This is a genomic window from Ruegeria sp. CF8 (assembly GCF_056537285.1).
The window spans coordinates 13,616-36,990 of sequence record NZ_JBQFRG010000016.1 but is presented as its reverse complement, the minus strand read 5'-3'; the positions used below and the strand labels follow the sequence as shown (position 1 = coordinate 36,990).

Here is a 23,375-nt window from a genome sequence, read left to right as displayed (position 1 = left end):
CGCTTGCGATCCTGAGCGTTCTGGACATTTGTTATTGGCTTCTGGACAATTGCAGTGACTGCAGGGAGTTGCGTGCAAGTTAGGGGAGGACGTAACAGTGCCACGCATTAGCGCTTACAGACTGCAAAACGTTGGGCTGCGTTATTCGCAAGAACCTGGCGCGCGCATTCCGTTTCCTGAAGTTCTGGAAATGGCTGGAGCGCTTTCGGATGTACTCGACAGCCCCGACGCCACTGTCGAGTTGCTTCATGAGGCGGGTGTGGTTGAAACTGCGTGCCGGGTTTTGGAGGATAAGACCTTTGCGGCGCGCGTGGGGCTTTCGGCGCAAGGTCCCGGAACACTTCTGGCCTACATCGTGCGGGCAGCCGAAACGGTGAAAGACGCGCTAGCCTTGACGCAACGCTTTTATGCAATGCAGGATCCTGACTTGCGTCTTGACGTTGTGGGGGCGCCCGAAGAGCCAAAGATCACTCTGGAGAGCAGTGTAATCCCGGCGCATCAATACCCTCGCCACCGTGAAATGCTGATATTCGGTCTTTATAAGCGAGTTCAACAAATCACCTCTGGCGGGCTTGCACCTATCTCAATCGAGTTGGAAACGGACGATACCGAGCACTGCCGGCTGCTGGCCGAATTGGCCGGATGTGAAGTCTCAGGTTTCAAGTCCGGATACGCCTTGGCTTTGCCCCCAAACGGCATGAGTTTTCGGATACCAACGGCAGACCCCACCCTATTGGGGCATTTACGTAGGCACGGGGAAGAACAACTGAAGGCGCAGCCTGATGCAGTCCGCAGTCTGTCCGACCGCATTGTAGACTTGCTCGGGGAGCGTCTTCCCGGACCGATACCAAACGGCGACGATATAGCCGGAGCGCTCGGACTGACGCGGCGCACTATGACCCGGCACCTGTCGGCCGAGGGAACAAGCTTTAAGTTGCTCTTGGAAGGGGTGTTATGCGACCTGTCCAAGCGTATGCTTCGTAGTGGTGAGGGTGTTGCCCGTGTTGCCTTCATGCTTGGATTTGCGGATCAGGCCGCCTTTTCGGTGGCGTTCAAGCGATGGACAGGCGAAACGCCCGCCAGGTTCCGCAAAGCTGGTCGCTAAAGGGCTTAGCGCCAAAGGGCGGAAGATGTCCAAGATCCACAAAACCTTGTCCCGTCTCCAAAAGAAAGCAGGCCATCGGGTCACCTAGTTCAATGGCACACAGCAGCCGCGGTGGTTGCTGACCCAGAACAAGGATAACCCTATGAAGACCTCGAATAAGAAACTCTTTATCGCCCCGATCTCCGGCGCGCTTCTAATCACCATGGCAGCCACGGCTCAGGCCGACTACGTCACCGACAAAGCGATCAAGGGCGCAGTTGTCGGTGCCACGATCGCCGGTATTGCTGGCGAGAACATTGTAGGTGGCGCTGCCGCTGGTGCCGCAGTTGGCGCCGTGGGTGGTGCGATCCAGAAGGACAACTTCGAAGACGCGCAGGACGAAGCCCAGGAGCGCCGCGACGACTTCAAGGAAGAACACAAAGACTGGAACGACTAAAGCTCGACCGCCAACGAAACAGAAATAGGAGAAACACAGCCGAACAAACCCGACCGGTCAGCATGCGCTGCTAGCATCCAGACGCAGTTTGACTGACCATCCCGCACAGAACTCGCACAGTTTCTGATAGGTTGCCATTCGGCTCGAGAAACGAGCCGGGTGGCAACTTTGTTTTGGACCCTCAAACGTCACACGTTTGAGGAAGCCGCGGTCCTGGACTTCAGTCGCCAAACTCGACCCCGGTTTTGTCCAAAATCCAAAAACAACCGTCCAGGACCCAAACGACTGAAACAGGCACCAACCCCAAATCTGGCTCATTCGAACGACATCGAAGGGGCCAGTAACAGACGCGACTCTGGGACTGCCGCGCTTCGCAATCCAACGCCAAAGGAAACGGCAATGAACCTATTCGCAAACTTCGACGCAGAGACCCTGGCACGCATCCAGTTTGCCTTTACTGTGTCGTTTCACATCATCTTCCCCGCCTTTTCCATCGGCTTGGCAAGCTTCTTGGCCGTTCTCAATGGCCTCTGGCTATGGCGCAAGGACAAGGTCTACCTCAACCTTTTCAACTACTGGAAAAAAATCTTTGCCGTAGGCTTTGCCATGGGCGTCGTGTCCGGCATCGTGATGTCTTACCAGTTCGGCACGAACTGGAGCGTGTTCTCGGACACCGCAGGTCCCGTAATCGGACCCTTGATGGCCTACGAGGTCATGACAGCCTTCTTCCTCGAGGCAGGCTTCCTCGGCATTATGCTTTTCGGTCGCGAACGCGTCGGTCCGAGCTTGCACATGATGGCCACAGCGATGGTCGCTCTTGGCACGCTGATATCGGCTACGTGGATCTTGTCGGTCAATTCCTGGATGCAAACCCCGGCTGGGTTTGACATCAACGAGCTGGGGCAGTTCATTCCCGTTGACTGGTGGTCGATTGTCTTCAATCCGTCCTTCCCCTACCGCCTGACACACATGGTTCTTGCCGCCTATCTCACCACTGCTTTTGTGGTGGCCGGCGTTGCGGCCTGGCACTTGCTATGCCGCAATCGCACGGCTGAGGTCACCCGAATGTTCTCGATGGCAATGTGGATGGCTGTTCTGGTCACCCCTGTACAGATCGTCGCCGGCGACCTTCACGGTTTGAACACGTTGGAGCATCAACCGCAGAAAGTGATGGCGATGGAAGGTCACTTCGACAGCCATCCCGAAGGTGCACCGCTTATCCTGTTCGGCATTCCAAACGAAGAAGAAAAGCGCGTGGACTATGCCATCGAAATCCCGAAACTATCATCGCTGATCCTGAAACATGACCTAAACGCGCCGCTTGACGGTCTGGACACTATCCCCGACGAGGAGGAACCACCGGTCGCGATCGTGTTCTACAGCTTCCGCGTCATGCTCGCTATCGGTTTTGCTATGCTGAGCGTCGGCTTGTGGTCGCTTGTGCAGCGCGTTCGGGGCCGCCTTAACGAAGATCGCTGGTTGCACTGCACATCCGTCCTGTTGGCGCCCAGCGGGTTCGTGGCGGTACTGGCCGGTTGGATCACTACCGAAGTGGGGCGCCAGCCTTACACGGTGTACGGGCTGATGCGGACGTCTGACTCACTCTCGCAAGTGGATGCGCCTACAGTTGCCGCATCTCTGATAGCGTTCATCGTTGTGTATTTCGCGGTGTTCGGAGCAGGCACGTTCTACATGCTGCGCCTCATGGCAAAACCACCTGCCGAAAGCTTCCAGAAAAGTCATAAACCCATTGAATTCTTAACCTTGGCGGAGGCAGCATAATGCTTGATCTCTCGACGATCTGGGCAGGCATCATTGTCTTTGCCGTTCTGACCTATGTGATCCTGGACGGTTTCGATCTTGGAATTGGGATCCTCTTTCCATTCGCGAAAACCGACAAAGATCGCGATGTCATGATGAACTCGGTCACGCCTGTATGGGACGGGAACGAGACCTGGTTGGTCATGGGCGGCGGAGGTTTGTTCGCTGTTTTCCCGCTGGTTTATTCCGTGGTGATGCCCGCTATCTATTTGCCCATTGTCGTCATGCTTCTTGCACTTGTCTTCCGCGGTGTCGCCTTCGAATACCGCTGGCGAACGGTTCGCGGACGCTGGCTGTGGGATGTTGCCTTTCATGGCGGCTCAACCGTAGCTGCCATGTGCCAAGGCATCGCTCTCGGCGCGCTGGTCCAAGGTATCCCGGTCGAGGATCGACTGTACGCAGGCGGACAATGGGATTGGCTGACGCCGTTCTCTGTCCTGACGGGTGTGGCCTTGGTGATCGGGTATGCCTTGCTAGGAGCAACCTGGCTCAACATGAAAACCACGGGCGAGATACAGCGCCGTATGCGTTCTTTTGCCCGACCGCTGATGCTCATGACGCTCGCGTTAATAGGTCTCGTTAGTCTTTTAACCCCATTCCAAGACCCTATCTATCTGATCAGATGGTTTTCGTGGCCCGGTATTGTTTTCTCTGTACTAGTGCCGGCTATCGTTGCTGTCATTGCATGGATGCTTGATCGCAGCCTGAGGGAACAGCGAGACTATCAACCCTTCTTCTGCGCCATTGCCTTGTTCGTCGTCTGCTTCATCGGCATTGGGATCAGCTTCTATCCCTATATGCTACCCCCAAGCCTCACGATTGCTGAAGCCGCAGCGCCGGACAGTAGTTTGGCCTTTGCTTTGGTCGGAGCCGTCATTCTGCTGCCTGTGATCCTGGCCTACACCGCCTACACGTACTGGGTTTTCCGCGGGAAGATCGATCCAGAGGAGAATTACCATTGAAACTTCTAAAGCAAGTTTTCTGGTTCGGCGCGATCTGGTTCGGCAGCGTCTTTTGCTTAGCGACTGTCGCTTACGTAATCAGGATGTTCATCACTTGAAATGGCAAGGATACCAATGTTCGCGCATCGGCATGTCTAGATCGCGCAAATATTAGTCCAAGCGCCGAAAGAAACTCCGTTCCGGCCTACCAGATTCCCAAGAATAAGCGGCTGGCTAGGTCGTCTCAAATTCAACAATTCAAGGGGGCTTTTATGCTTTCTCGTGCAAAACCAATGCCTGTGCAGTGGGATCAGATTGACCCGGCTCTGCCCATAACAGCTAAAAACAACCACGGTGGCAGCCTTTCGCCTGGCATGTTACCAAAGCTATTCACAGGGCTCGTTGCTGCAGGGCTTGTGACCTTCGTTCTATTGCCCTTCACCTCGGCCGTCAGCGGGGCGGTCTCGAAAGACTTACTACCAGTTATGGACCTGTTATTCGTCTTGCTCTCTGTACTTGTGGTTTTTACTTCCACAGCTGCGATCGTACTGAAAGGGTCAACACTGCGGGCCGTCTTCGGCCGAGGATTGGCATCTCTCGGCACAGCGCTTATCATTTCGCCCATAGGGCTCTCGGTCCTATTCGCACTATACCTTCAAGACTGGGTATTGATCGTAGCAGACACGTCCATCGAACAAGCGGGAAGAACAGCGATATCCTTGTTTGGTGGCATCTTCGTAGCCAATGCTCTCGCTATGGGATTGGCTTTTGGATGTTTGTCTCTGCTACTTGGGATCAGGCTAATGCAAAATCGTCCAAAATTACTCATCTCGCCTTAGGCGAGTGAATTTCCACTTTGGGCTCAGAGCGGACCTTCGCTGCAACTAAGTCGAACGAGTGCTATGCGGACATAGTTGCCGTAGGCTCAACGGTTTCTGGTGACTGGTCTCAGCCCGTAGCGGACATTCACAACTGAGCTTAGCAAATACCGAGATGCGGACAAAGCTTCCGATAAGTCAGTTTGTCGGGATGTGTGACAACGGCCCAAAGCGGTCGTTCGACTTGGATCACCGTCTCTGCGGTGCGGCCTATTGAAGCTGCCGTTCGCTGCGAGCGCACTGTTGTGTTGCCGTCAGAGGCCGAGAGTGCCGACAGAATTTGAAGTCAGCCTTTGTCGACGAACGGCAGTCATCGGGGGGAGGCAAACAATCGGAAACTAAATCGTTTTCCCAGTGGCAACACGATTGGAAGTTGCGCAAGGACGACTCCTTGTCGTTGGTGCAGTGGCCGCGATCACTAAGAATGACAGTAATACGCTCGTGTTTGCGTTCAAGCTGGGGTGGTCGACTGGCTTGACTGAATGGACGACCTTACGGTCGCGCAAAGACGACTTCGCTGAGTGAATCCAAGAGGCCGCCGTCAGGCGGCCCCTGTAGTCATCCCAACGACATTGGGTGCTGTTGGCGTCAGACCAAACGAAACAAATAGACTTAGTACTGCAAGCAATTCCTAAAATTCGACGACCGCACGAATGGATTTGCCTTCATGCATCAAATCAAACCCATGGTTGATCTCATCCAAGGTCAGTTTGTGAGTGATCATTGAATCTATCTCGATCTTGCCGTCCATGTACCAGTCCACATATTTTGGCACGTCGGTACGACCTTTAGCGCCCCCAAAGGCGGTTCCTTTCCATACGCGGCCGGTGACCAACTGAAACGGGCGGGTCGAGATTTCGGCACCCGCAGGGGCCACGCCGATGATCACCGACACACCCCAACCGCGGTGCGAGCATTCCAATGCGTCCCGCATGACGCCGACATTGCCGGTGGCATCAAAGCTATAGTCCACGCCGCCGAATTGATCCTTTTCGGTCTTCGTCAGATCAATAATCGCTTCGGTAACGGATTGGCCCTCGGGCAGTTTCGACGGATTGACGAAATGGGTCATGCCGAATTTCTTCGCCATTTCGGCCTTGTCATCATTCAGATCGACGCCAATGATCATATCCGCACCCGCCATGCGCAGGCCTTGGATCACGTTCAGGCCGATGCCCCCCAAGCCAAACACTGCGGCTGATGACCCCAACTCGACCCCGGCCGTATTGATGACGGCACCGATGCCCGTGGTCACGCCGCAGCCAATGTAGCAAATCTTGTCGAAAGGCGCGTCGTCGCGCACCTTGGCAAGCGCAATCTCGGGCAGAACCGTGTGGTTGGCGAAGGTCGAACAGCCCATGTAGTGATAGATCGGTGTTCCATCGAGCATGCTGAACCGTGTCGTGCCATCGGGCATCAGACCCTGGCCCTGGGTGTTGCGAATTGCAGTGCACAGGTTTGTTTTGCCCGACAAGCAGGCATGGCATTCGCGACATTCGGGGGTGTAAAGCGGGATGACGTGATCGCCGGGTTTCAAGGTGGTAACACCTTCGCCCACTTCAACAACGATGCCTGCCCCTTCGTGACCAAGGATACAGGGAAATATCCCCTCGGGATCAGCACCCGAGCGGGTGAACTCGTCGGTGTGACACAGGCCCGTCGCCTTGATCTCGACCAGTACCTCACCGGCCTTTGGCCCTTCGAGGTTTACTTCCATTATTTCCAGGGGTTTGCCGGCTTCAAGAGCAACGGCGGCGCGCGTGCGCATCATAGTACGTCCTTTCAAGAAAAAAGCCCGGGCGATAGGGAGGTGCCCGGGCCAGTCGGAGGAGGTGTGTGCCTCTGCTACACAGGCAGAGGGCTGTTTGGGGAGTTTTTGAATTCGACGGTCGTAAAGATCAGCTCGGTGTCGCCGATGTTGGTCAGGTCGTGCAGCATGAACTCGCCCTCGGCAAAATTGAAATGCTTGACGTCGCCGGCCGCGTAGTCGGCATCTTTTGTTACGCCGGTCGCATAGTGCGACCGAGATTTTCCCGCGTTGATCGCTACCCAAAAGTAGTTCAGCACATGGCGGTGAAAGCCCGCGCGCTCGCCCGGTTTCAGGGCCAGGCGCCACACGCGCACGTCGTCTGTTTCCGAAATCAGATCCTGACCCACGTGGCCATTCATCTTGTTTTCAAGGATCTCGGTTTGCAGAGATTGATCCCAGTCGGCCCCGGGTGTGATCTGATCGTTGCTGGTAAGAGTTGTCATGCCACTTTACTCCTGAATCAAGTTTGCAGGGACGGGACCACGCCGCCGTCCACGCCCAAAACGATGCCGCTGACAAAGTCAGAGATATCCGACGAAAGGTAGAGGACGGCCTTGGCAACATCCTCGGGCGTGCCAAGTCGGCCCGCAGGCAACTGGCTGTCTTCCAGGAACGCGGTAACCGCCCCGTCGCGGTCTTCGCGCGGCACACCATAGTGATCGGCCAGCGTGTCCAGGAAACCGCCCGGCACGTCCCAAAGCTCGGTCCGGATATGGGCAGGCGCCACGATGTTTGAGCGGATGCCCTTACGGGTATAATCCCGTGCCAGGATCTTCGAGATCATGTTGATTGCGGCCTTCGACACCGAATAATCCGGCAGCAGCGGATGCGGCTTGATCCCGGCCTCGGACCCGCAGTGAACCAGCACGCCCTTGCCTTGCTGTTCCATCACCGGAAGAACGGCACGCGCCATCCGGATGTATCCCATCACGTTAAGGTCAAAGGTCTGCTGCCAATGCTCGTCCGTGACCGACAGGAAGTCGTCCCGCCCGGGCGCTGCACCCGCATTGTTAAACAGGATGTCGATCCGGCCAAACGTGTCGAGGGCTGTTTTGACAACCTGCTCAGCCGAGCCTGGCTGCATCAGGTCGACATCGACGCCGACGACCTGGCTGGGATCGCCCAGTTCGGCCAGATTGGCCGTGTTGCGCGCGGCACCGACAACTTTTGTGCCCGCGTCAAGATAGTGTTTTACGGTCTCCAGCCCGATGCCGGAGCTGGCGCCGGTGACGATCGCCACCTTGCCATTCAGATCCTGTGTCATGAAAGAACCTCTGGTGATTTGATTTCGTGTATGTGGTGTGTTCAGGGGATGATGCGTTCAGCGCGCAGTCGATCGAACACGTCGATGAAGCTTTGGGTTGTGTCCTGGAACTGATCGAACCCGAGCGCCCGGCATTTCGCCATCGAGTGTACGCATTCCATCGGGCGGCCCAGATCCAGGTCGCTGTGCCAGGCCGACGCCAGCTTGTTCAGGGGGGTGCGCTGAAGGTTGTGCTCTTCGACCAGGGCGTCCCATGCAGGCCCGCTGTCTTTCATCTGTTCTTCCAACGAGTTGTATTCGCCGGGGTACTCCGCCACCTCGATGTCAAAATAATCCGCGATAGTCTGCCAAAGCTGTTCCCAACGGAAGACATCGCCATTGACCGCATTGAACGCTTCGTTGCGGGCATTGGGTTCGGTCGAGGCCCAGACGATCTGTTTCGCCAGAATGCGCGCATCGGTGATGTCGTTCAGGCCGCGATAGGCCGTCGGGGAACCGGGGAAGCGGAATGGCTGCCCTGTCGCCTTGCAGATGGATGCATGGGTGGCCAGTGTCGCGCCAATGTTCATCAGATTTCCAACGGCGTAACCGATGATAGTGTGCGAGCGGTGCACGGACCAGCCAAAGCCAAACTTGTCGCTGTACTCCATCACAACGTCTTCCAGTTCGTAATAGAAGTTCTTCTTTTCCAGCCGGGGTGCGCATTCGCGGAACGGTGTGATCGGGGTGACTTTGCCATAGTCCTCGAACGGACCAAGGTAGTGTTTGGTGCCGGTCACCACAGCCACATGCTCCACGCATCCCTTGTCCTTGAAAGCATCCAAGACGGTTCGCAGCATGTTGCCATTCAGACGGATATTGTCGTCTTCGTCTTTGCCCAGCGTCCACGAGCAATAGTAGATATGGGTCGGCGAAAGCTTGGACAGGGACGCAACAGCGTTGTCATGATCCATCAGATCAACCGCGTGGCTGTTGATGTAGGACACACCCTGCGGCGGGCGACGCGAAACACCGTGGATTTCCCAACCCCCTTGTGCGTGCAAGTGTTCGGCCACATTCAGCCCGACAATGCCGGTCGCCCCAACGATCAGTGCGCGTTTAGCGTACATGCTTTCCTCCTCCTTTGTCCGTCGCGTGGACGGCCTCAGAAGGACGGTGACATGCCGGATTACCTTCTCCCAGAGCTGTTATGGCAAACTCTATTTGAATTTATTTCACAGGCGGATCGGCTATGATGATATTAGGAATGCCAAGCCGAATTCAGAGGACCAAAGGCAATGATCAACCGTGGTGGCGAGATGGAAATCTTTGTTCGCGTTGTCGAACATGGCAGCTTCTCAGCTACCGCCCGCGCCTTACGGCTAACCCCATCGGCAATCTCGAAACTTATCTCGCGGCTTGAGCAGCGGTTGGGGGTGTCCCTGGTCCTGCGCTCGACCCGTGGCTTGCAGCTTACGCCCGAGGGAGAGGTGTTCTTTGACCGAGCACAGCGGATCGTCAGCGAGATCGAGCAGTCGGAACGCGCGGTGTCCTCTGCGTCAGAAGAAGCCCGAGGTACCTTACGGGTCAATTCCAACATTCCCTTCGCGCAGCACTATCTGCTGCCAATCGTTCCCGGTTTTCTTGAAGCTTATCCCGGCATCACGCTGGATCTGGTACAGACTGACATGCCGGTTGACCTGATTTACGAACGTGCCGACGTGGCCATTCGCACCGGCCATCTTTCAGACAGCGCGTTGAAGGCGCGCAAGCTTCTGGAAACACCGCGACATGTCGTTGTTTCGCAAAGCTATCTGGACCGGTTCGGCAAACCCAGGCATCCCACCGATCTGGAACGGCACAATTGTTTGAACTTCAACATCAAGCGCAGCCTGGATATCTGGCCCTTTGATGGGCAGAAACAGGGTGAATCCGAACGTTTGGATCAAGCGGTTAAGGGTAACTTGCGCGTCAGCGACGGTGAAACCATGCGCCGGATGGCATTAGAAGGTGTCGGTATCGCCCGCCTGTCCGAGTTTCACATCGGAGCAGATATCGCCAACGGCGCGTTGATCCCCATTCTCGAAGAATTCAATCCGGGTGACACTGAACCCGTGCAGGCGCTATTTGTAGATCACGCGCATATGGCGAACCGTATCCGCGTGTTCATTGATTACGTGACCGCAGCACTTGCCGAAGGCTCCCAGTGAACGTCATCAATATGGCGCGGTTTGACCCGGATATGATCCGGGATCGGTAATGGCGCGTTCTCACTGCGCAGATGCTCGCAGATCATCATGGAGAACCGAGTATCTCCAGTGTTTTTCATGTCGTGTAGCAGAAAGTCGCCCTCCTGGAACTGCACGTGACGCACCTCACCTGCCTCAAAACTGAATTCAGCCTCATTGCCCAGATGGTCACATGATGAAGCAAGCCCCGAGGTCAAAGCGACGCGAAAGTAGTCAAGAACGTGACAGTGAAACCCCAGCCGCTCACCCGGGTCGAGATCGAGACGCCAGACACGCATACGCGCGTTCTCGGACAGGACAAATCGACCAACGCAGCCATTGCGGATGTTGCGTAGTAGTTCGGCCTGGCGTTCCTCCGGCCAATCGGCCGGAGGGGTGAGTCTGACGGTGTTGGATGTTCTAACCTGCATTATGGACCTATCCTTTTGCCGCGTTCTTGCGGCTATAGAGTCCGACCATCACGATGATCACGACGCCGTATGCGATCTGCTTGGCGGCCTCGGGGGCCTGCATAATCGACAACATCGATGACATCAGCGTTATCAGCAGCACACCAGCAACAGTTCCAGCATAGCGGCCAACGCCACCGAACAGGCTGGTGCCGCCCAAAACGACCGCCGCAATACCCGGCAGCAGGTAGGGATCCCCCATCCGCTGATAGGACTGACCGGCGTACCCTGCCAACATCATGCCCGCAAGAGCGCTCATCACACCGGCAAAGACAAAGGCCAGAATAGTGACACGCTTGGTATTTATTGCGGACAGATAGGCCGCAGGTTCGGAGGTACCAACCAGATAGATATTTCGACCGAACACAGTGCGTTTAAGCAGGAAGATGGTCAGGAGCGAGACCGCAATCCAGACCAGAACCACCACGGGCAGCCCGGCAATCCGCCCTTGGCCAAGTGCGCTCATGATCGGGGATGGCTGGCTCGCCAAAGCGTAAAATCCGCTGAAATAGACCGACAACCCAAGCAGGATGTTATTTGTGGCCAGTGTCCAGATCATAGATGGAATACGCATGACCGCGACGCCAAATCCATTCACCAGACCAACCAAGGCACCAACACCCAGGCCCGCCAACAGCCCCAGCTCACTTATTCCGGCCGCGGGGTTTGCACCCACGACGGCGGTCGAGATTGTTGCCGCCGCGGTCATCGTCCAGGGCACCGATAGGTCAATCTGCCCCAGCAGGATTACCATCATCGCACCCGCAGCTACGATCCCCAGAAAGGCACCGTTCTGCATTTGCTGAGCCAGGTAATAGGGCGACAGAAACTGCGGGAAGAACAGGCCTCCGACCACGATCAAGAGGATGATGGCCGCAAAAACCGAACGCGTTGGCCCATCAAAAGGAAGTTTCTGCGCAATGAGTGGTTTGTCTTGTGCCACGCTGTTCATTGGAACACCTCCATGCGGTTGGTGATTTTCAAAAGGCGCGTGGCGCCGAACGAAACGGCAATCAGCAGAACGGTGCCTTCGAACAAGGGCTGCGCGAGGGGCTGCAAGCCGATGAAAAAGATCAGGCTGCCGATGGTGCGCAGAACCAAAGCACCCGCGATCGAGCCCACGACGCTGCCGACACCGCCCGTCAGCATCGTACCACCAATGACAACAGCCGCGATCGAGTTCAGCGTATAAGTCAAGCCAATCGAAGGATCACCCGACAGAGTCTGGAAGCCGATGAACAGACCACCCAAGGCTGCGAAAACCCCGCCCAATGTGTAGGCCGCGATCTTAGCACGGGCCACGTTCAGCCCCGAGGCTTCGGCCGCCGCCTCAGACGAACCGACCGCAATGATCGAGCGTCCGATAGGGTGACGCCGGATTGGATACCAGATCGCCACGGCACCCGCCATGACCAGTACGGCGGAGGGCACGATGCCGAACGCATCCATGGTGAACGCATCGCTCAACCCGATCGAGATATCGCCACCGGGGATCGGACGAACCAACAAAGCCAGACCTGTAAAGATCGCGCCGGTTGCCAGCGTCGCGATGATCGCCTGCAACTTGCCGATGACCACTACCAGACCATTTATCAGGCCGCACAAGGCACCCGCCAGAATGACAATAATCACGCCAAAGGCCACTTCGGTTGGCGATCCGTTGACAAGATGTGACGCGATACAGTTGGTCAGCGCCATGATCGGACCGATGGACAGGTCGATACCCTTGGACAGAACCACGATGGTCTGTCCGACCGCGAGCAATGCCAATGCGGCACATTGGTTTGACCAGGTAGTGAACACACCCAATGTCGCCCCGCGGGGGTGCACGCTTAGAAAGATTCCCATCAGCACGGCAAATACGCCCCACGCAAACAGAGTTCGCCCATGCGTCTTCAAGAATGCGGAATTCATGACGCTGCCCTTTCTTGCTGCCGGTCACCCATGTTGAGCGCACTGGACAGTATGTTTTGTTCGGTAAGTTGATCGCCGCTCAGTTCTGAATTGACCCGACCGTCGTACATGATCAGCGCTCGGTCGCAGAGGCCGATCAACTCGTCATAGTCGGTGGTATACAGAAGGATCGACAAGCCATCGTTGGCCAGATCACGCAGCAGGCGATAGATTTCTTGCTTGGTGCCCACGTCGATACCGCGTGTGGGGTCGATCAGCAGCAACAGCTTGGGCCGGGTGGCCAGCCATTTGGCGATGACCACTTTTTGCTGATTGCCGCCAGACAGAGTGGAAACCGCCAGATCCGCACTGCTCACTTTGATTTGCAGCGTCTCGATCATCTCATCAATCTTGGCCTGTTCTGCCTTGCCGCTGACAATGCCATGCGGGCTGAAACGGTCGAGAATAGGTGCAGTTAGATTGTTCGCGATTGACTGCGGCAGGAACAGACCGCCGGTCTTGCGATCTTCGGGCACCAAGGCGACGCGGAACGCATCGTCAAGACCATCACGGGGGCCTAATGGCACCTCAGTTTTGTCGCCGATCCGGATGTCACCATCCACACCGCGCAGCACTCCGGCCAACGCCTGAAGCACCTCTTGCTGGCCCTGACCGTCCAGCCCGCCCAGGCCCACAATCTCTCCGGGGCTGACCGTCAGATCAACACCTTTGAGCTTGCCGTTCCACGTCAGGCCGCGCGTTTCCAGATATGGGGGATGAGATTGCCCGGCGGGCGCCTTTTCGGGGAAGACCTGTGACAACGGTTTGCCAATCATCATCTGAACGATCTCTTCGTCCGTCCGACTGCCCGTTGCAAAAGTGTCCACATGCTCACCGTTGCGAAAAACCGAGCAGGTGTCGGCCAGCGCCTCAACTTCGTGCATGCGGTGTGAAATGAACAGGATCAGCGTTCCCTCGTCACGCAGCCTTCGCAGCAGCTCCATCACCGGCTCAACGTCCGCGGCGGTCAAGGCGGATGTCGCCTCGTCCAGAATAAGAACCTTGGGTTTGCGTATCACCGCCTTGGCGATTTCCACGATCTGACGTTTTGACAACGGCAGATCAGCAACTTTGCTACGCACGTCGATATCCAGACCGACGCCCATCTCTTGCAAAACATCCCGCGCCATCTGGGCTTGCTTGGGACGGTCAATCAGGCCGAAACGATTGGTCGGCGGTTCCGCGAGACAAATATTGGCTGCGACATTCAGGTCAGGAACAATCGACAACTCCTGAAAGATGCAGACCATACCATGACGGGCGGCTTCAGCCGACCCATTCATGCTCAGTGGCTGGCCTTCGAGCATGATCTGCCCCTCGGTGGGTTGCACAACACCGACCAGAGATTTCATCAGCGTGGACTTGCCAGCGCCGTTCTCGCCCAAGATGGCGTGGATCGAGCCTTTGGAGGCTTCAAAATGTACATTTTTCAGGGCGAAGATGCCCCCGTAGCGCTTGCTGATCCCATCAAGCGTCAAAAATGCGGATGTTTCACGCATTGCCTTCCCTCCCGTTCAGCCAGCCCCGAGATGACATCTCGGGGCTGAACCGAAATTAGCTGTCGTTCTCGAACGACTGCGACCGCAGCTCATCCGGGGTAAAGACCATATCCGCCCCGCAAGTTGCGTAGCCCGTTACAGTTTCGAACGTATCGGGCTCATCGGGGTAATAGTGCGTCCCCGCGACCATATCGGCAGTTTCGACATTCGGGATCGGCAGGTTCGCCATGGATGGGAATGACTCGCCTTGCAGCAGCGCCACTGCGGCGCGCACGGCCAACGGCCCCATGCCCGGAGAAACCGAAACGGAGATGCCAGGGATTTCGTTCCCGGCCATCGCTTTCACGTATCCGTTCTCAGCGTCTCCACCAACGGGCACTGCTGGGTGATCAGCGGCAGCCATCGCATTGGTCACACCACGACAGCCATGCTGACAGATGATGCCATCAAACTGCCCATGCACGGCAAAGGCATCTGCAGTTACACGCTGAACGGTTCCTGTGTCCCAGTTGCCGACAACTTCAACCACTTCGATATCAGGATAGTCCGCCAGAACCTGTTCAACACCGGTATGACGATCACGGTCGGTCGAGTTGCCTTGGATGCCCCGAATTTCCAGGATGCGGCCAGATTTCTCAGGCATTTGGTTCAGCACAGACTTGGCTTTGATTGTTTCGAAATCCACCCAGTCTGGGGTGATGCGCAGGATCGAGTCGTTGTCGACCGGGTTATCGAACGATACCAGAACGGTGCCCGCGCGGTTTGCGCGGCGCACAACAGCGTCAAAAGCGGTCGGGTTCACGGCGATAAAGACAATCGCATCATAGCCAGCCTGGATAAAGTTATCGACAGCGGCAATCTGGGTCGCCACATCAGGGCCAGTAGAAACAACGCGCAGTTCGCTGATCGTTTCCTTGTTTTCCGGACGTTCGGACCAGGCTCGAACGCTCTGGATCATCTGTTCGCGCCACGGAATACCCGTATGGCCATTAACCAGGGCAACACGGTATGGACCATCCTTGGCCTCGTACTGAATGATCTTTTCGTTGCCTGGCGCCGGGATGTAGCAGTTGGGCATAAAAGTCTCTGCCGCGGCGGATGAAAGGGTTAGGCCCGCCACCAATGCGGTCGCGCTGGCCTGCTTGAGTAGTTTTCCGATTTTGGACACTTGGATCCTCCCAGTTTGTCGAACACGGACGTTAGCTCCTCAACCAACTGACCCGCGATGAGGACTACCCTGTTTCGAAAGACCTTGATCCAGTAGGGAGTAAAATGGCGTTTCGGCTGTGAAAAATTTTCACATATTGCAAGTTCACCAACCGCCTCAGTAGTGACCAAAGAAAAACGGGCCGCCAAACTTGGCAGCCCGCATTCCTAAGGTCAGGACGTATTTATTTGAATCGGTGATTTAGCTTAGCTGACCATTTCTGGTTGGCTTTTTTCACCGGCGCTTTGTTTAGGTGCGTATGGGGGATAGTCACTGTACCCCTCGGCACCGCCCCCATAGAGCGTCAGCCGGGCATCAGCGTCAAACTCGGCCAACGGCCAACCGTTCTTGAACCGCTGCACAAGATCCGGGTTTGTGACATAGGGCGTGCCAAAGGCAACCATGTCTACATATCCTTTTTCCAGCAGTTCCTCGGCGCTTTCCAGGCTCAGTTTACCCGCCACCATGATCGGACGAGGATATCGGGCACGCGCTTCAATGCGGAAGCTCTCGGGCACACTTTCATAGCGCGAGATATGCTCGGAGAAGTGTACGTAGGCCAGGCCCATGGGGGCCAGTTTCTCAAGCAACTTCAGCGTGATCTCGACGATTTCCGGGTCGGGATCGGCAAAGCCTTCGATCACATAAGGCGACAGGCGAACCGCTACACGATGGGCACCAATTGCGTCGCTCACGGCGGTTAGAACCTCCAGCACGAACCGCATGCGGTTTTCCTGGCTACCACCATACATGTCGTCACGCTGGTTGCTGGCCAGACGCAGGAAGCCGTCAAGCAGATACCCATGGGCTGCGTGGATTTCGACCCCGTCAAAACCCGCTTCAATCGCGTTATGAGCAGTCTGGACATAGTCAGCAATTGTCGCCTGGATGTCTTCAACAGTCATTTCGCGGGGTGTTTCAGTTTCGATCATGTCAAACGTGCCTTCTGGCGTCGGACCGAAAACCTTGTCGGGGTCTTTCACTGCCGAAGCCGAAACGGGTGTTTGGCCCGAGATAACCGAATGGCTGCGACGTCCAACATGCCACAGTTGCACAAAGATCGAACTACCAGCATCGTGCACGGCTTTGGTTGTCTTTTTCCAGCCCTCAATGTGCTCGGGAGTGTAGATCCCTGGTGTCATCGAATAGCCGCGACCAACAGCTGAGATTGGTGTGCCTTCAGTGACAATTAGACCAGCATTCGCTCTCTGGCTGTAGTAATCTGCCATCGTGTCGTTGGGCACGTCCCCTGGTTGGGACGTGCGCGAACGTGTCATGGGTGCCATCGCAATTCGGTTGGCCAGCTCAAGCTCTCCCAACGTATAGGGAGAGAAAATCTTGCGTGTCATCAGAGTTTTCCTCAGCATTTGAATACTGAGACAGGTAAGAAGCCCCGACTTTGTCATCTACAGCAAAAGCAGCAAAGCAGTCTTGAAATTTTGGCACAGGTGATCTGATCGACAAGCGGGACCGGTTTCAGTGAGTGGGTTAGACTCGCTTCGCCAACCGCTGGCGCTCAGCTCCAGCGGCTACAAAGCCACCGAGGAGACGATCGACTGCTCGAATGTCAGCTTTCCGAGGTGACGGGCAATTGTAGCGCTTCCGCAGCGAAGGTCCGGTTCCCGCCCATCCCGTCGAATGCTGCGCCGGACACCAAGGTCTGAGACTTGGCTCGTAGCGGTCATTCGCTCCACTCGGCATGAGCATCCGCTTTGCGGACTGAGCGCCCATTCAATCCGCTCAATCCAATGGCAGCTTACAAGCTAAATTGCCTGATCTTGGAGCCCGGTGTTCATCTTCGTTAGAGGCTCTTGCAAAGAAGACCGCCCGGCATTTGTGCACGTTTGTAGTAAAGATCCTATATCGAATTGCAAGAAAGGAGTTTCGGGACAAGTTCCTCTGCAAGGGAGGCGACTGTGTCCACTCGTGCGATGCGCCGCGAGCCAGGACGGAACGTCAGATAAACCGAATATGGGCGCGAGACATGATTGGGCAAGCAGCGGACAAGCCGTCCTTCTCGCAAGGCCTCACCCAACATGAACTCAGGCAGAAACGCATATCCGTGCCCCGCCATGGCAAGATCAAGTAAGACAGAAAAACTCCGTGTGGCAAAGGGTCCGCTTACCTTGATGGTTGAGACATCGTCTGGGGAAAAGAAGGTCCAGGTAGTATTGGCAACATCACCTCTGAAGGTGAGACAGGGTTGGTCCTTCAGGTCGTCTAGTGTGTTGATCGCTGTCTGGGCTGCAAGCTCGGGTGACGCGACGAGCCAGCAACGAAAGCTGCCAAGCTGCTTCGCGACCAGTCTGTCATCTTCGAAAGTTCCGATCCGGAATGCCAAATCCGTATTGGGATCCTGCATATCCTCGAAATCATAAGCCGGGCGCATGACCAACGAAAGATCTGGAAAGCGCTCTTGGACGGCCGGAAGAATTACTGAAGCAATCACCGAGCCGAATTCCGCTGTTGCGGCGAAGTTTACCTGGCCCGAGACGTCCCCCCGTTCTTCACGGGCGATGTCACCAAGCAAATCAATGTCAGCCAAAATGGATTGGATACGCTGGTTCAGTCGGACGCCTGTCGGGGTGAGCTTGACGGACCTTCCGCTCCGCTCGACCAACTTCACACCAAAATGGTCTTCTAACCGCGATATGTGCCGGGACACACCCGATTTCGCCATGTTGAGATGATCGGCTGCAACGCTGATCCCACCGAGCCGCGCGACGGTGTGGAAGCTGACCAAGGCAGGTATGCCAATCGTTCTAATATCCGCAACCATCAGTTCAATTTGATACCTCTGTTGCTTTGAGTTGGCAATCTTTAACTTCGAACCATCACGGGCCCCGTTGCAGGGCCACATGCAGGAGAAAAGACATGAACATACTCGTTACAGGTGCCAGCAGCGGATTTGGAAATCTGATGGTGGCGGATTTGGTCAAGGCCGGGCATCGCGTTGCCGGCACTGTGCGTGATCCTGGAGGACGCAACAAAGAGGCCGCGCAGACCTTACGCAATCTCGGCGTTGAGGTTGTCGATATCGATGTGACAGACGATGCTTCTGTTGAAGCGGGCTTGGCCGCGGCAGAGGGTGCTCTCGGTCAGATCGATGTATTGGTCAACAACGCCGGGGCTGGTGCACACGGTCTGCAAGAGAATTTTTCTGGCGACGATTTTCAGCGCGTCTTTGACGTCAATGTCTTTGGTGTGCAGAGGATGATCCGCGCCGTCCTACCCAAAATGCGGGCACGGCAATGTGGGCTGATCCTGAACGTCACTAGCCTTCTTGGCCGCGTGACAGTACCCTTCCTTGGCCCTTACAACGCGGCGAAATGGGCCGTGGAGGCGCTCAGCGAAAACTACCGCTGGGAGTTGAGCCAGTTTGGTGTCGATGTCGCTGTCATCGAGCCCGGCGGCTTCCCCACGAACTTCTTCACCAACCTCATTCAGCCGTCTTCGCGCGACCGGGATGCAAGCTATGGCGAATTTGCCGGAGCGCCCGAGGCCATGCTGCAAAGCATGGGGGAATCCCTAGCCAACAACCCGTTACAGGTTCCGCAGATCGTGTCGGACGCGGTGCTTGAGGTGATCCATACCGCGCCTGGACAGCGGCAGTTTCGCAATGAAGTGGACAAGAGCGGCATGGCAGACCCTGTCATTCCGATGAACGTGCAAGCGGAAAAAGCAACCGAGGTGCTCTTCACCGCCTACGGTATGGAAGGTATGATGAAGCTTAAAACTAACGTCGCCAACGCGGCCTAATAACTACGGCAGGTCTGGGGTTTTCCGGGCCTGTCGATCCAACACGAGCATAGGAGGAGCCTAGCCGATGACACACCCCGCATTTTCCTCAGACTCTGTGTCCGTGATCACTGGGGGTGCTTCCGGCATTGGCCTCGCAGCAGCAGTGAAGTTCGCTCAGATGGGCATGCGCATTGTTATTGTTGATCAAGACACCGAGAAACTGGCTGCCGCGGCAAACATGGTGTCTGCCGCCGGTGCGGCCGATGTGATGACGTCTGAGACAGATGTCAGTGATCGCGCGCAACTAGAGGCGTTGGAACGGATGGTAGCAGACCGCTACGGCGGGGCAGACATCTTAATGAACAACGCGGGTGTCGGCGGCAAATCATCGACCATTGGGGACGCCACGGCTTGGGAGAAGATGCTGGGCGTGAACCTTTGGGGTCCGATCCATGGCACTCAGGTATTCGCGCCAAATATGATCGCGCGAAACAGGCCAGGTGCAATAATCAATACAGGGTCCAAGCAAGGTATCACCACACCTCCGGGCAACCCGGCTTACAACGTCTCAAAGGCAGCTCTGAAAGCATTCACAGAGGCGCTATCACATGAGCTGAGAAACGGCCCCGGCCATCAGATCACAGCGCATCTCCTTGTGCCTGGCTTTGTTTATACTGGTATGATCTCCCTGCCTGAAAAACCCGCCTCCGCTTGGACCGCAGAGCAGACGGTCGACTTCTTTGTCGACGGCGTGAACCGCGGGGACTTTTACATCCTCTGCCCCGACAATGATGTCTCACGTGATATCGATGAGAAACGCATTGCCTGGAGTGTGGGAGACGTTATCGAAAATCGCCCCGCACTGAGCCGATGGCATCCAGACTATAAGGAGGCTTTCGAGGCGTTTATGGCGAAGGCTGACTGATCATCGTAACAGTCCACCACTCAGGACAAGTTAATGATTGAAGACCGTCCGGCGGCCCTACGGGTTAGGCAGTGCCTTTCAATTCGCGTTTAGTCTATCGTGAACAGCTCCTGCCTTTCAGCAACACCGCGCAATCTGTATTGCCCCAGGGAAACAAGACTTGGAATGAAGTTCACCAAGTCGCCGGCCACCTTGTTGGAGACGATAATGTTCTGATCTAGTGCGCTGCACATGCCAAGAATGCGCGACGATGTGTTGACTGCCGGGCCGACCACTGTGAAGTCCAAGCGGGTTCTGCCGCCAATGTTTCCATAAAGAACATCGCCGGCGTGCAGCGCAAGAGTGAAGCCGGTCGTTGGTAAACCGTCCGCTTGCCGTCGTTGGTTGAGTTCGTCAAAGGTATCTCGCAACTTCGCTGCTGCGTGAATTGCAACGCGGCGCGCATCCGGAACTTGATTGATATCGAAGATGGCAAGCATTCCATCTCCCATGAACTTCAGAACATTACCGCCATGGCGTTCAACGACGTCAACAGCTTCCGCGAAGTAATCGTTTAGCAATTCTATTATTGAATGTCCCGGAAGCGCCTCTGATAATTTGGTAAATCCTTGTAGATCAAAGTACCAAATCACGGCTGAAATCGTTTCGGATGAACCTCGGGTGATGTCCCCGGAAAGAACGCGCCTACTGGCGTCTTTTCCCAAGTACGCGGCGGTTATGTCTTCAGCCATCAGCCTGTTTGCCCCACATTTCAGCGTCAGGCAAAGTGGAGATATCAGTTGACGCAGACCGTCAAGTTGCTGGCTTGTGAAGCCCCCGCTCGCGTCGGTTGCCAATGAAATAATTGCGCCTTCCTCGGCCTGCATTGGATCGACAGGTGTAGCATTATCTGGAAGAAGGAAGAACCGTTTGACAGCGAAGTAGTCTGTGGCACCGCGCTCGCGGAGTTCGTCAAACAAAGGAAAATTAAGCTCCGGGTCGTCGACCGTCAGGTCTTGTCTAATCTCTTCAACGTTGTTTGCCAAAAGATAGTAAATCGGGCTCAGAACGTATTCTTCAGGTGCATCCGTTCTTCGAATAAACTCTTCTCGCTCATTTCCTCCGTCCCTGTGCCATCGGAAAGCGACTGTCCCAATTTCGGGATGATGTGCGCGCACAGTGATGTTTGCTCTTTGAAGTGGAATACCCGCCGAAACAAGGCGGTTGCAGAATGCTTCGAGCCATATCTCCACCGGCGCATTCTCTAAGCCCTGTTGAACCAGCCAATCTGCTATGTCCTGGATTGCGGCGGTCAGTTCCCAGTTTTGGACTAAAGGAGCTGCCATGATGTCCTCTTAATGAGCTATCTGAACAGTTAGTTCTCAGTCTAATTCACTTCAGGCACACATCAAATTTAATTCTGCCACTGCGCTCGCAGCCCAAAGCAGACATCCAAAATCAAGTTTTGCAGTTTCTTTTGGCACACTTCGATCTCGAACCATGTCAAACTAACCTTTTTGAAGATATCAGCCCAATTTTGGGAAACCTTCAGTAGAAACCAATCTCGCTGACATCTACGCGAACCTCGTGATCGCGCCCGTAGGCAACAACTCCAACTGAGGTGATTGAATCAGCAACGGGAATAGCGCGCAACATGGCACCTGAAGCCTTGAAGCCTGACAGAGGCAAATAAACTTCGGTCCACTTGTCAGAAGTTGCGAACTCGGCCTGATAGTATTGCCACGGAAGCACCGTGCCACGCGTTCTGAGGTGAACGAAGTATGGCTCGCCGTTCCCCCGTACCAATAGCCTAACGCCTGACACACCCTCATCTGGACGATCAGACAATTTGCGTCGGAATTGGATGAAACCGCCGTTGTTTTCTGTACTGACGGTTCCGGTCAGCCGCGCGAATGCGACATCACCTTCCGAACGAAACTGCACCTGTCCTGAGGAAACACCTCCCATGACGGTGTCGGCAACGTAGTCCCAACGCGCCTCCGGAGACTTGGAGAAGTCTTCTGCAAGATTTTCATCAGCCTGAGCCATAGTGCATCCGATGATAACAAGACCTGAAACAAGCCCAAGTAAGCTGGCACGCATATTGTTCCTTCTCAGTTCAGTATCGCAATGGAGAGGTTCAAAGCCGTGGCAAATGCGACCCACGCGAAGTACGGCAGGAAGGCCAGTGCGGAAACCCGATCTGAATTCCTAACCTGAGTGATGAACATGACGATGACAGCCAACAACGCGACAATGACCAAAAGGGCAAACCGCGGCAGTTGCAGTACGAAAAAGGCCGGGGACCACAAAAAGTTCAGACCCATCTGTGTCCACCACAGCTTCATGGCGGTCGAGCCGCGGTCTGTTTCGAACTGACGCCAACCCACCATGCCGATCAAGACATAAAGCACCGTCCAGACCGGCCCAAAAATCCAATTTGGAGGATTGAAACCCGGTTTAGAAAGCTGGGTATACCAATCGCCGGGTGCGGTCAGTGTACCGATCAGGATGCCGCCCCCCAAGGTGAGCGCAAGAAATGCTACGCGGATCAGCCAAGTCGACATTGTGGGACAGCTTTCAGCAGTCCATGGTCGGCACGTTGACAAGCGCTTCAGAAGTGAAGGTCGCAGTACTGATCTCATCGGCATCGGTAAATGACACCGTGGCACCTTCGATCTCCGACCCCGTTACAGTGATTTCGCGTTGCCCAATGGTGTCGTCTACATCGATGGTAAAAGCTAACCTGTCCCCGGCCGCAAGGGAGGCGATCTCAAGTTCAATTGTATCTTGCCCGTCCACGACCGCTGGAATTTGCCGCAAAGCGTCCGCACCCTCAACGAACTCAAGAGGTTGGAAGACCTCCACGCCTGCACCTTTTTCGGTAACATCGAAAATCAAACGTCCGGCAGATTGCGACAAGTCAATTTTTAGGGTCGAGGCTTCTACTTCGCAAGCTCCGACATTTGTCAAAACAAATCGGTCCTTAGGCGCGCCTTCTATGAATCGAATTTGTACACCAGCCTGAAGGGAAGTGGCCGCAAGTAATCCGAGGGTCGCTGCAAGAATACTATTCGAGCGCATGTTTATCTCCTTCCCAATGGTTTCTGATAGATACGCTTCGGCGGGTTTCTTGGAT

24 protein-coding genes are annotated in these 23,375 nt (G+C 55.6%); 9 read left to right on the top strand and 15 right to left on the bottom strand.

Annotated features, from left to right (window positions below; all coding sequences use genetic code 11):
- Positions 1-97 precede the first annotated feature (97 nt).
- The 6 genes from ACR0EV_RS23470 (at position 98) to ACR0EV_RS23445 (ending at position 5,142) form a co-directional block, all read left to right on the top strand.
- Positions 98-1,105: a helix-turn-helix domain-containing protein gene (locus tag ACR0EV_RS23470; protein WP_480802318.1), complete on the top strand. Its 1,008-nt coding sequence runs from the start codon at positions 98-100 to the stop codon at positions 1,103-1,105.
- Positions 1,106-1,247: 142 nt separating this feature from the next.
- On the top strand, positions 1,248-1,541 hold the full coding sequence (locus tag ACR0EV_RS23465) for a hypothetical protein (protein WP_475197043.1): 294 nt from the start codon (positions 1,248-1,250) through the stop codon (positions 1,539-1,541).
- A gap of 399 nt (positions 1,542-1,940) precedes the next feature.
- A complete protein-coding gene (locus ACR0EV_RS23460; RefSeq protein WP_480802317.1) occupies positions 1,941-3,323 on the top strand; it encodes a cytochrome ubiquinol oxidase subunit I in 1,383 nt (460 codons plus the stop codon).
- A complete protein-coding gene (gene cydB / locus ACR0EV_RS23455) occupies positions 3,323-4,324 on the top strand; it encodes a cytochrome d ubiquinol oxidase subunit II (RefSeq protein ID WP_480802316.1) in 1,002 nt (333 codons plus the stop codon). Before ACR0EV_RS23460 ends, cydB begins: the two co-directional genes overlap by 1 nt.
- Positions 4,321-4,422: a DUF2474 family protein gene (locus tag ACR0EV_RS23450; protein WP_475197010.1), complete on the top strand. Its 102-nt coding sequence runs from the start codon at positions 4,321-4,323 to the stop codon at positions 4,420-4,422. The genes cydB and ACR0EV_RS23450 overlap by 4 nt, the downstream gene beginning before the upstream one ends.
- A gap of 153 nt (positions 4,423-4,575) precedes the next feature.
- A complete protein-coding gene (locus ACR0EV_RS23445) occupies positions 4,576-5,142 on the top strand; it encodes a hypothetical protein (RefSeq protein ID WP_480802315.1) in 567 nt (188 codons plus the stop codon).
- Between the two features lie 670 nt (positions 5,143-5,812).
- Here ACR0EV_RS23445 and ACR0EV_RS23440 read toward each other — a convergent pair.
- From ACR0EV_RS23440 to ACR0EV_RS23425, 4 genes are all read right to left on the bottom strand, one after another.
- Positions 5,813-6,949, bottom strand: a complete 1,137-nt coding sequence (locus ACR0EV_RS23440; protein WP_480802336.1) for an S-(hydroxymethyl)glutathione dehydrogenase/class III alcohol dehydrogenase — start codon at positions 6,947-6,949, stop codon at positions 5,813-5,815.
- 77 nt (positions 6,950-7,026) lie between these two features.
- Positions 7,027-7,434: a cupin domain-containing protein gene (locus ACR0EV_RS23435; RefSeq protein ID WP_480802314.1), complete on the bottom strand. Its 408-nt coding sequence runs from the start codon at positions 7,432-7,434 to the stop codon at positions 7,027-7,029.
- Between the two features lie 17 nt (positions 7,435-7,451).
- A complete protein-coding gene (locus tag ACR0EV_RS23430; RefSeq protein ID WP_480802313.1) occupies positions 7,452-8,255 on the bottom strand; it encodes an SDR family NAD(P)-dependent oxidoreductase in 804 nt (267 codons plus the stop codon).
- A 41-nt stretch (positions 8,256-8,296) separates the two neighbouring features.
- On the bottom strand, positions 8,297-9,364 hold the full coding sequence (locus tag ACR0EV_RS23425) for an SDR family oxidoreductase (protein ID WP_480802312.1): 1,068 nt from the start codon (positions 9,362-9,364) through the stop codon (positions 8,297-8,299).
- 168 nt (positions 9,365-9,532) lie between these two features.
- Here ACR0EV_RS23425 and ACR0EV_RS23420 point away from each other — a divergent pair, with 168 nt between their 5' ends.
- Positions 9,533-10,444, top strand: coding sequence for a LysR family transcriptional regulator (locus ACR0EV_RS23420; RefSeq protein ID WP_480802311.1), 912 nt, complete (start codon positions 9,533-9,535; stop codon positions 10,442-10,444).
- Here ACR0EV_RS23420 and ACR0EV_RS23415 read toward each other — a convergent pair.
- From ACR0EV_RS23415 to ACR0EV_RS23385, 7 genes are all read right to left on the bottom strand, one after another.
- Entirely contained in the window at positions 10,408-10,893 is a 486-nt protein-coding gene (locus ACR0EV_RS23415) for a hypothetical protein (RefSeq protein ID WP_480802310.1), read from the bottom strand. The two genes, ACR0EV_RS23420 and ACR0EV_RS23415, sit on opposite strands and share 37 nt — an antisense overlap.
- Positions 10,894-10,900: 7 nt before the next feature.
- Positions 10,901-11,884 (bottom strand): ABC transporter permease, encoded by a 984-nt coding sequence (locus ACR0EV_RS23410; protein ID WP_480802309.1) that lies wholly within the window; start codon positions 11,882-11,884, stop codon positions 10,901-10,903.
- Positions 11,881-12,846 (bottom strand): ABC transporter permease, encoded by a 966-nt coding sequence (locus ACR0EV_RS23405; RefSeq protein ID WP_480802308.1) that lies wholly within the window; start codon positions 12,844-12,846, stop codon positions 11,881-11,883. The genes ACR0EV_RS23410 and ACR0EV_RS23405 overlap by 4 nt, the downstream gene beginning before the upstream one ends.
- Positions 12,843-14,384, bottom strand: a complete 1,542-nt coding sequence (locus ACR0EV_RS23400) for a sugar ABC transporter ATP-binding protein (RefSeq protein WP_480802307.1) — start codon at positions 14,382-14,384, stop codon at positions 12,843-12,845. The genes ACR0EV_RS23405 and ACR0EV_RS23400 overlap by 4 nt, the downstream gene beginning before the upstream one ends.
- 55 nt (positions 14,385-14,439) lie before the next feature.
- On the bottom strand, positions 14,440-15,552 hold the full coding sequence (locus ACR0EV_RS23395) for a sugar ABC transporter substrate-binding protein (RefSeq protein ID WP_480802306.1): 1,113 nt from the start codon (positions 15,550-15,552) through the stop codon (positions 14,440-14,442).
- 245 nt (positions 15,553-15,797) lie between these two features.
- A complete protein-coding gene (locus ACR0EV_RS23390) occupies positions 15,798-16,940 on the bottom strand; it encodes an alkene reductase (RefSeq protein WP_480802305.1) in 1,143 nt (380 codons plus the stop codon).
- A gap of 509 nt (positions 16,941-17,449) precedes the next feature.
- A complete protein-coding gene (locus ACR0EV_RS23385) occupies positions 17,450-18,370 on the bottom strand; it encodes a LysR family transcriptional regulator (protein ID WP_480802304.1) in 921 nt (306 codons plus the stop codon).
- A 95-nt stretch (positions 18,371-18,465) separates the two neighbouring features.
- Between ACR0EV_RS23385 and ACR0EV_RS23380 the strand changes: the two genes are divergently transcribed.
- Entirely contained in the window at positions 18,466-19,350 is an 885-nt protein-coding gene (locus ACR0EV_RS23380; protein ID WP_480802303.1) for an SDR family oxidoreductase, read from the top strand.
- Between the two features lie 67 nt (positions 19,351-19,417).
- Complete coding sequence (locus ACR0EV_RS23375; protein WP_480802302.1) at positions 19,418-20,257, top strand: SDR family NAD(P)-dependent oxidoreductase; 840 nt, start codon at positions 19,418-19,420, stop codon at positions 20,255-20,257.
- Between the two features lie 89 nt (positions 20,258-20,346).
- Here ACR0EV_RS23375 and ACR0EV_RS23370 read toward each other — a convergent pair whose 3' ends face one another.
- From ACR0EV_RS23370 to ACR0EV_RS23355, 4 genes are all read right to left on the bottom strand, one after another.
- Complete coding sequence (locus ACR0EV_RS23370; RefSeq protein WP_480802301.1) at positions 20,347-21,582, bottom strand: adenylate/guanylate cyclase domain-containing protein; 1,236 nt, start codon at positions 21,580-21,582, stop codon at positions 20,347-20,349.
- A gap of 202 nt (positions 21,583-21,784) precedes the next feature.
- On the bottom strand, positions 21,785-22,339 hold the full coding sequence (locus tag ACR0EV_RS23365) for a CIA30 family protein (RefSeq protein ID WP_480802300.1): 555 nt from the start codon (positions 22,337-22,339) through the stop codon (positions 21,785-21,787).
- A gap of 11 nt (positions 22,340-22,350) precedes the next feature.
- Complete coding sequence (locus ACR0EV_RS23360; protein WP_480802299.1) at positions 22,351-22,803, bottom strand: TspO/MBR family protein; 453 nt, start codon at positions 22,801-22,803, stop codon at positions 22,351-22,353.
- 13 nt (positions 22,804-22,816) lie between these two features.
- Positions 22,817-23,320: an aggregation factor core gene (locus ACR0EV_RS23355; RefSeq protein WP_480802298.1), complete on the bottom strand. Its 504-nt coding sequence runs from the start codon at positions 23,318-23,320 to the stop codon at positions 22,817-22,819.
- Positions 23,321-23,375: the final 55 nt, after the last annotated feature.

Bases quoted from the DNA above. Each gene is read 5' to 3' on its own strand.
- ACR0EV_RS23465 (WP_475197043.1), top strand. From the start codon at position 1,248: ATGAAGACCTCGAATAAGAAACTCTTTATCGCCCCGATCTCCGGCGCG.
- ACR0EV_RS23460 (WP_480802317.1), top strand. From the start codon at position 1,941: ATGAACCTATTCGCAAACTTCGACGCAGAGACCCTGGCACGCATCCAG.
- cydB (WP_480802316.1), top strand. From the start codon at position 3,323: ATGCTTGATCTCTCGACGATCTGGGCAGGCATCATTGTCTTTGCCGTT.
- ACR0EV_RS23445 (WP_480802315.1), top strand. From the start codon at position 4,576: ATGCTTTCTCGTGCAAAACCAATGCCTGTGCAGTGGGATCAGATTGAC.
- ACR0EV_RS23440 (WP_480802336.1), bottom strand. From the start codon at position 6,949: ATGCGCACGCGCGCCGCCGTTGCTCTTGAAGCCGGCAAACCCCTGGAA.
- ACR0EV_RS23435 (WP_480802314.1), bottom strand. From the start codon at position 7,434: ATGACAACTCTTACCAGCAACGATCAGATCACACCCGGGGCCGACTGG.
- ACR0EV_RS23430 (WP_480802313.1), bottom strand. From the start codon at position 8,255: ATGACACAGGATCTGAATGGCAAGGTGGCGATCGTCACCGGCGCCAGC.
- ACR0EV_RS23425 (WP_480802312.1), bottom strand. From the start codon at position 9,364: ATGTACGCTAAACGCGCACTGATCGTTGGGGCGACCGGCATTGTCGGG.
- ACR0EV_RS23420 (WP_480802311.1), top strand. From the start codon at position 9,533: ATGATCAACCGTGGTGGCGAGATGGAAATCTTTGTTCGCGTTGTCGAA.
- ACR0EV_RS23415 (WP_480802310.1), bottom strand. From the start codon at position 10,893: ATGCAGGTTAGAACATCCAACACCGTCAGACTCACCCCTCCGGCCGAT.
- ACR0EV_RS23410 (WP_480802309.1), bottom strand. From the start codon at position 11,884: ATGAACAGCGTGGCACAAGACAAACCACTCATTGCGCAGAAACTTCCT.
- ACR0EV_RS23405 (WP_480802308.1), bottom strand. From the start codon at position 12,846: ATGAATTCCGCATTCTTGAAGACGCATGGGCGAACTCTGTTTGCGTGG.
- ACR0EV_RS23400 (WP_480802307.1), bottom strand. From the start codon at position 14,384: ATGCGTGAAACATCCGCATTTTTGACGCTTGATGGGATCAGCAAGCGC.
- ACR0EV_RS23390 (WP_480802305.1), bottom strand. From the start codon at position 16,940: ATGACACGCAAGATTTTCTCTCCCTATACGTTGGGAGAGCTTGAGCTG.
- ACR0EV_RS23385 (WP_480802304.1), bottom strand. From the start codon at position 18,370: ATGGTTGCGGATATTAGAACGATTGGCATACCTGCCTTGGTCAGCTTC.
- ACR0EV_RS23380 (WP_480802303.1), top strand. From the start codon at position 18,466: ATGAACATACTCGTTACAGGTGCCAGCAGCGGATTTGGAAATCTGATG.
- ACR0EV_RS23375 (WP_480802302.1), top strand. From the start codon at position 19,418: ATGACACACCCCGCATTTTCCTCAGACTCTGTGTCCGTGATCACTGGG.
- ACR0EV_RS23370 (WP_480802301.1), bottom strand. From the start codon at position 21,582: ATGGCAGCTCCTTTAGTCCAAAACTGGGAACTGACCGCCGCAATCCAG.
- ACR0EV_RS23365 (WP_480802300.1), bottom strand. From the start codon at position 22,339: ATGCGTGCCAGCTTACTTGGGCTTGTTTCAGGTCTTGTTATCATCGGA.
- ACR0EV_RS23360 (WP_480802299.1), bottom strand. From the start codon at position 22,803: ATGTCGACTTGGCTGATCCGCGTAGCATTTCTTGCGCTCACCTTGGGG.
- ACR0EV_RS23355 (WP_480802298.1), bottom strand. From the start codon at position 23,320: ATGCGCTCGAATAGTATTCTTGCAGCGACCCTCGGATTACTTGCGGCC.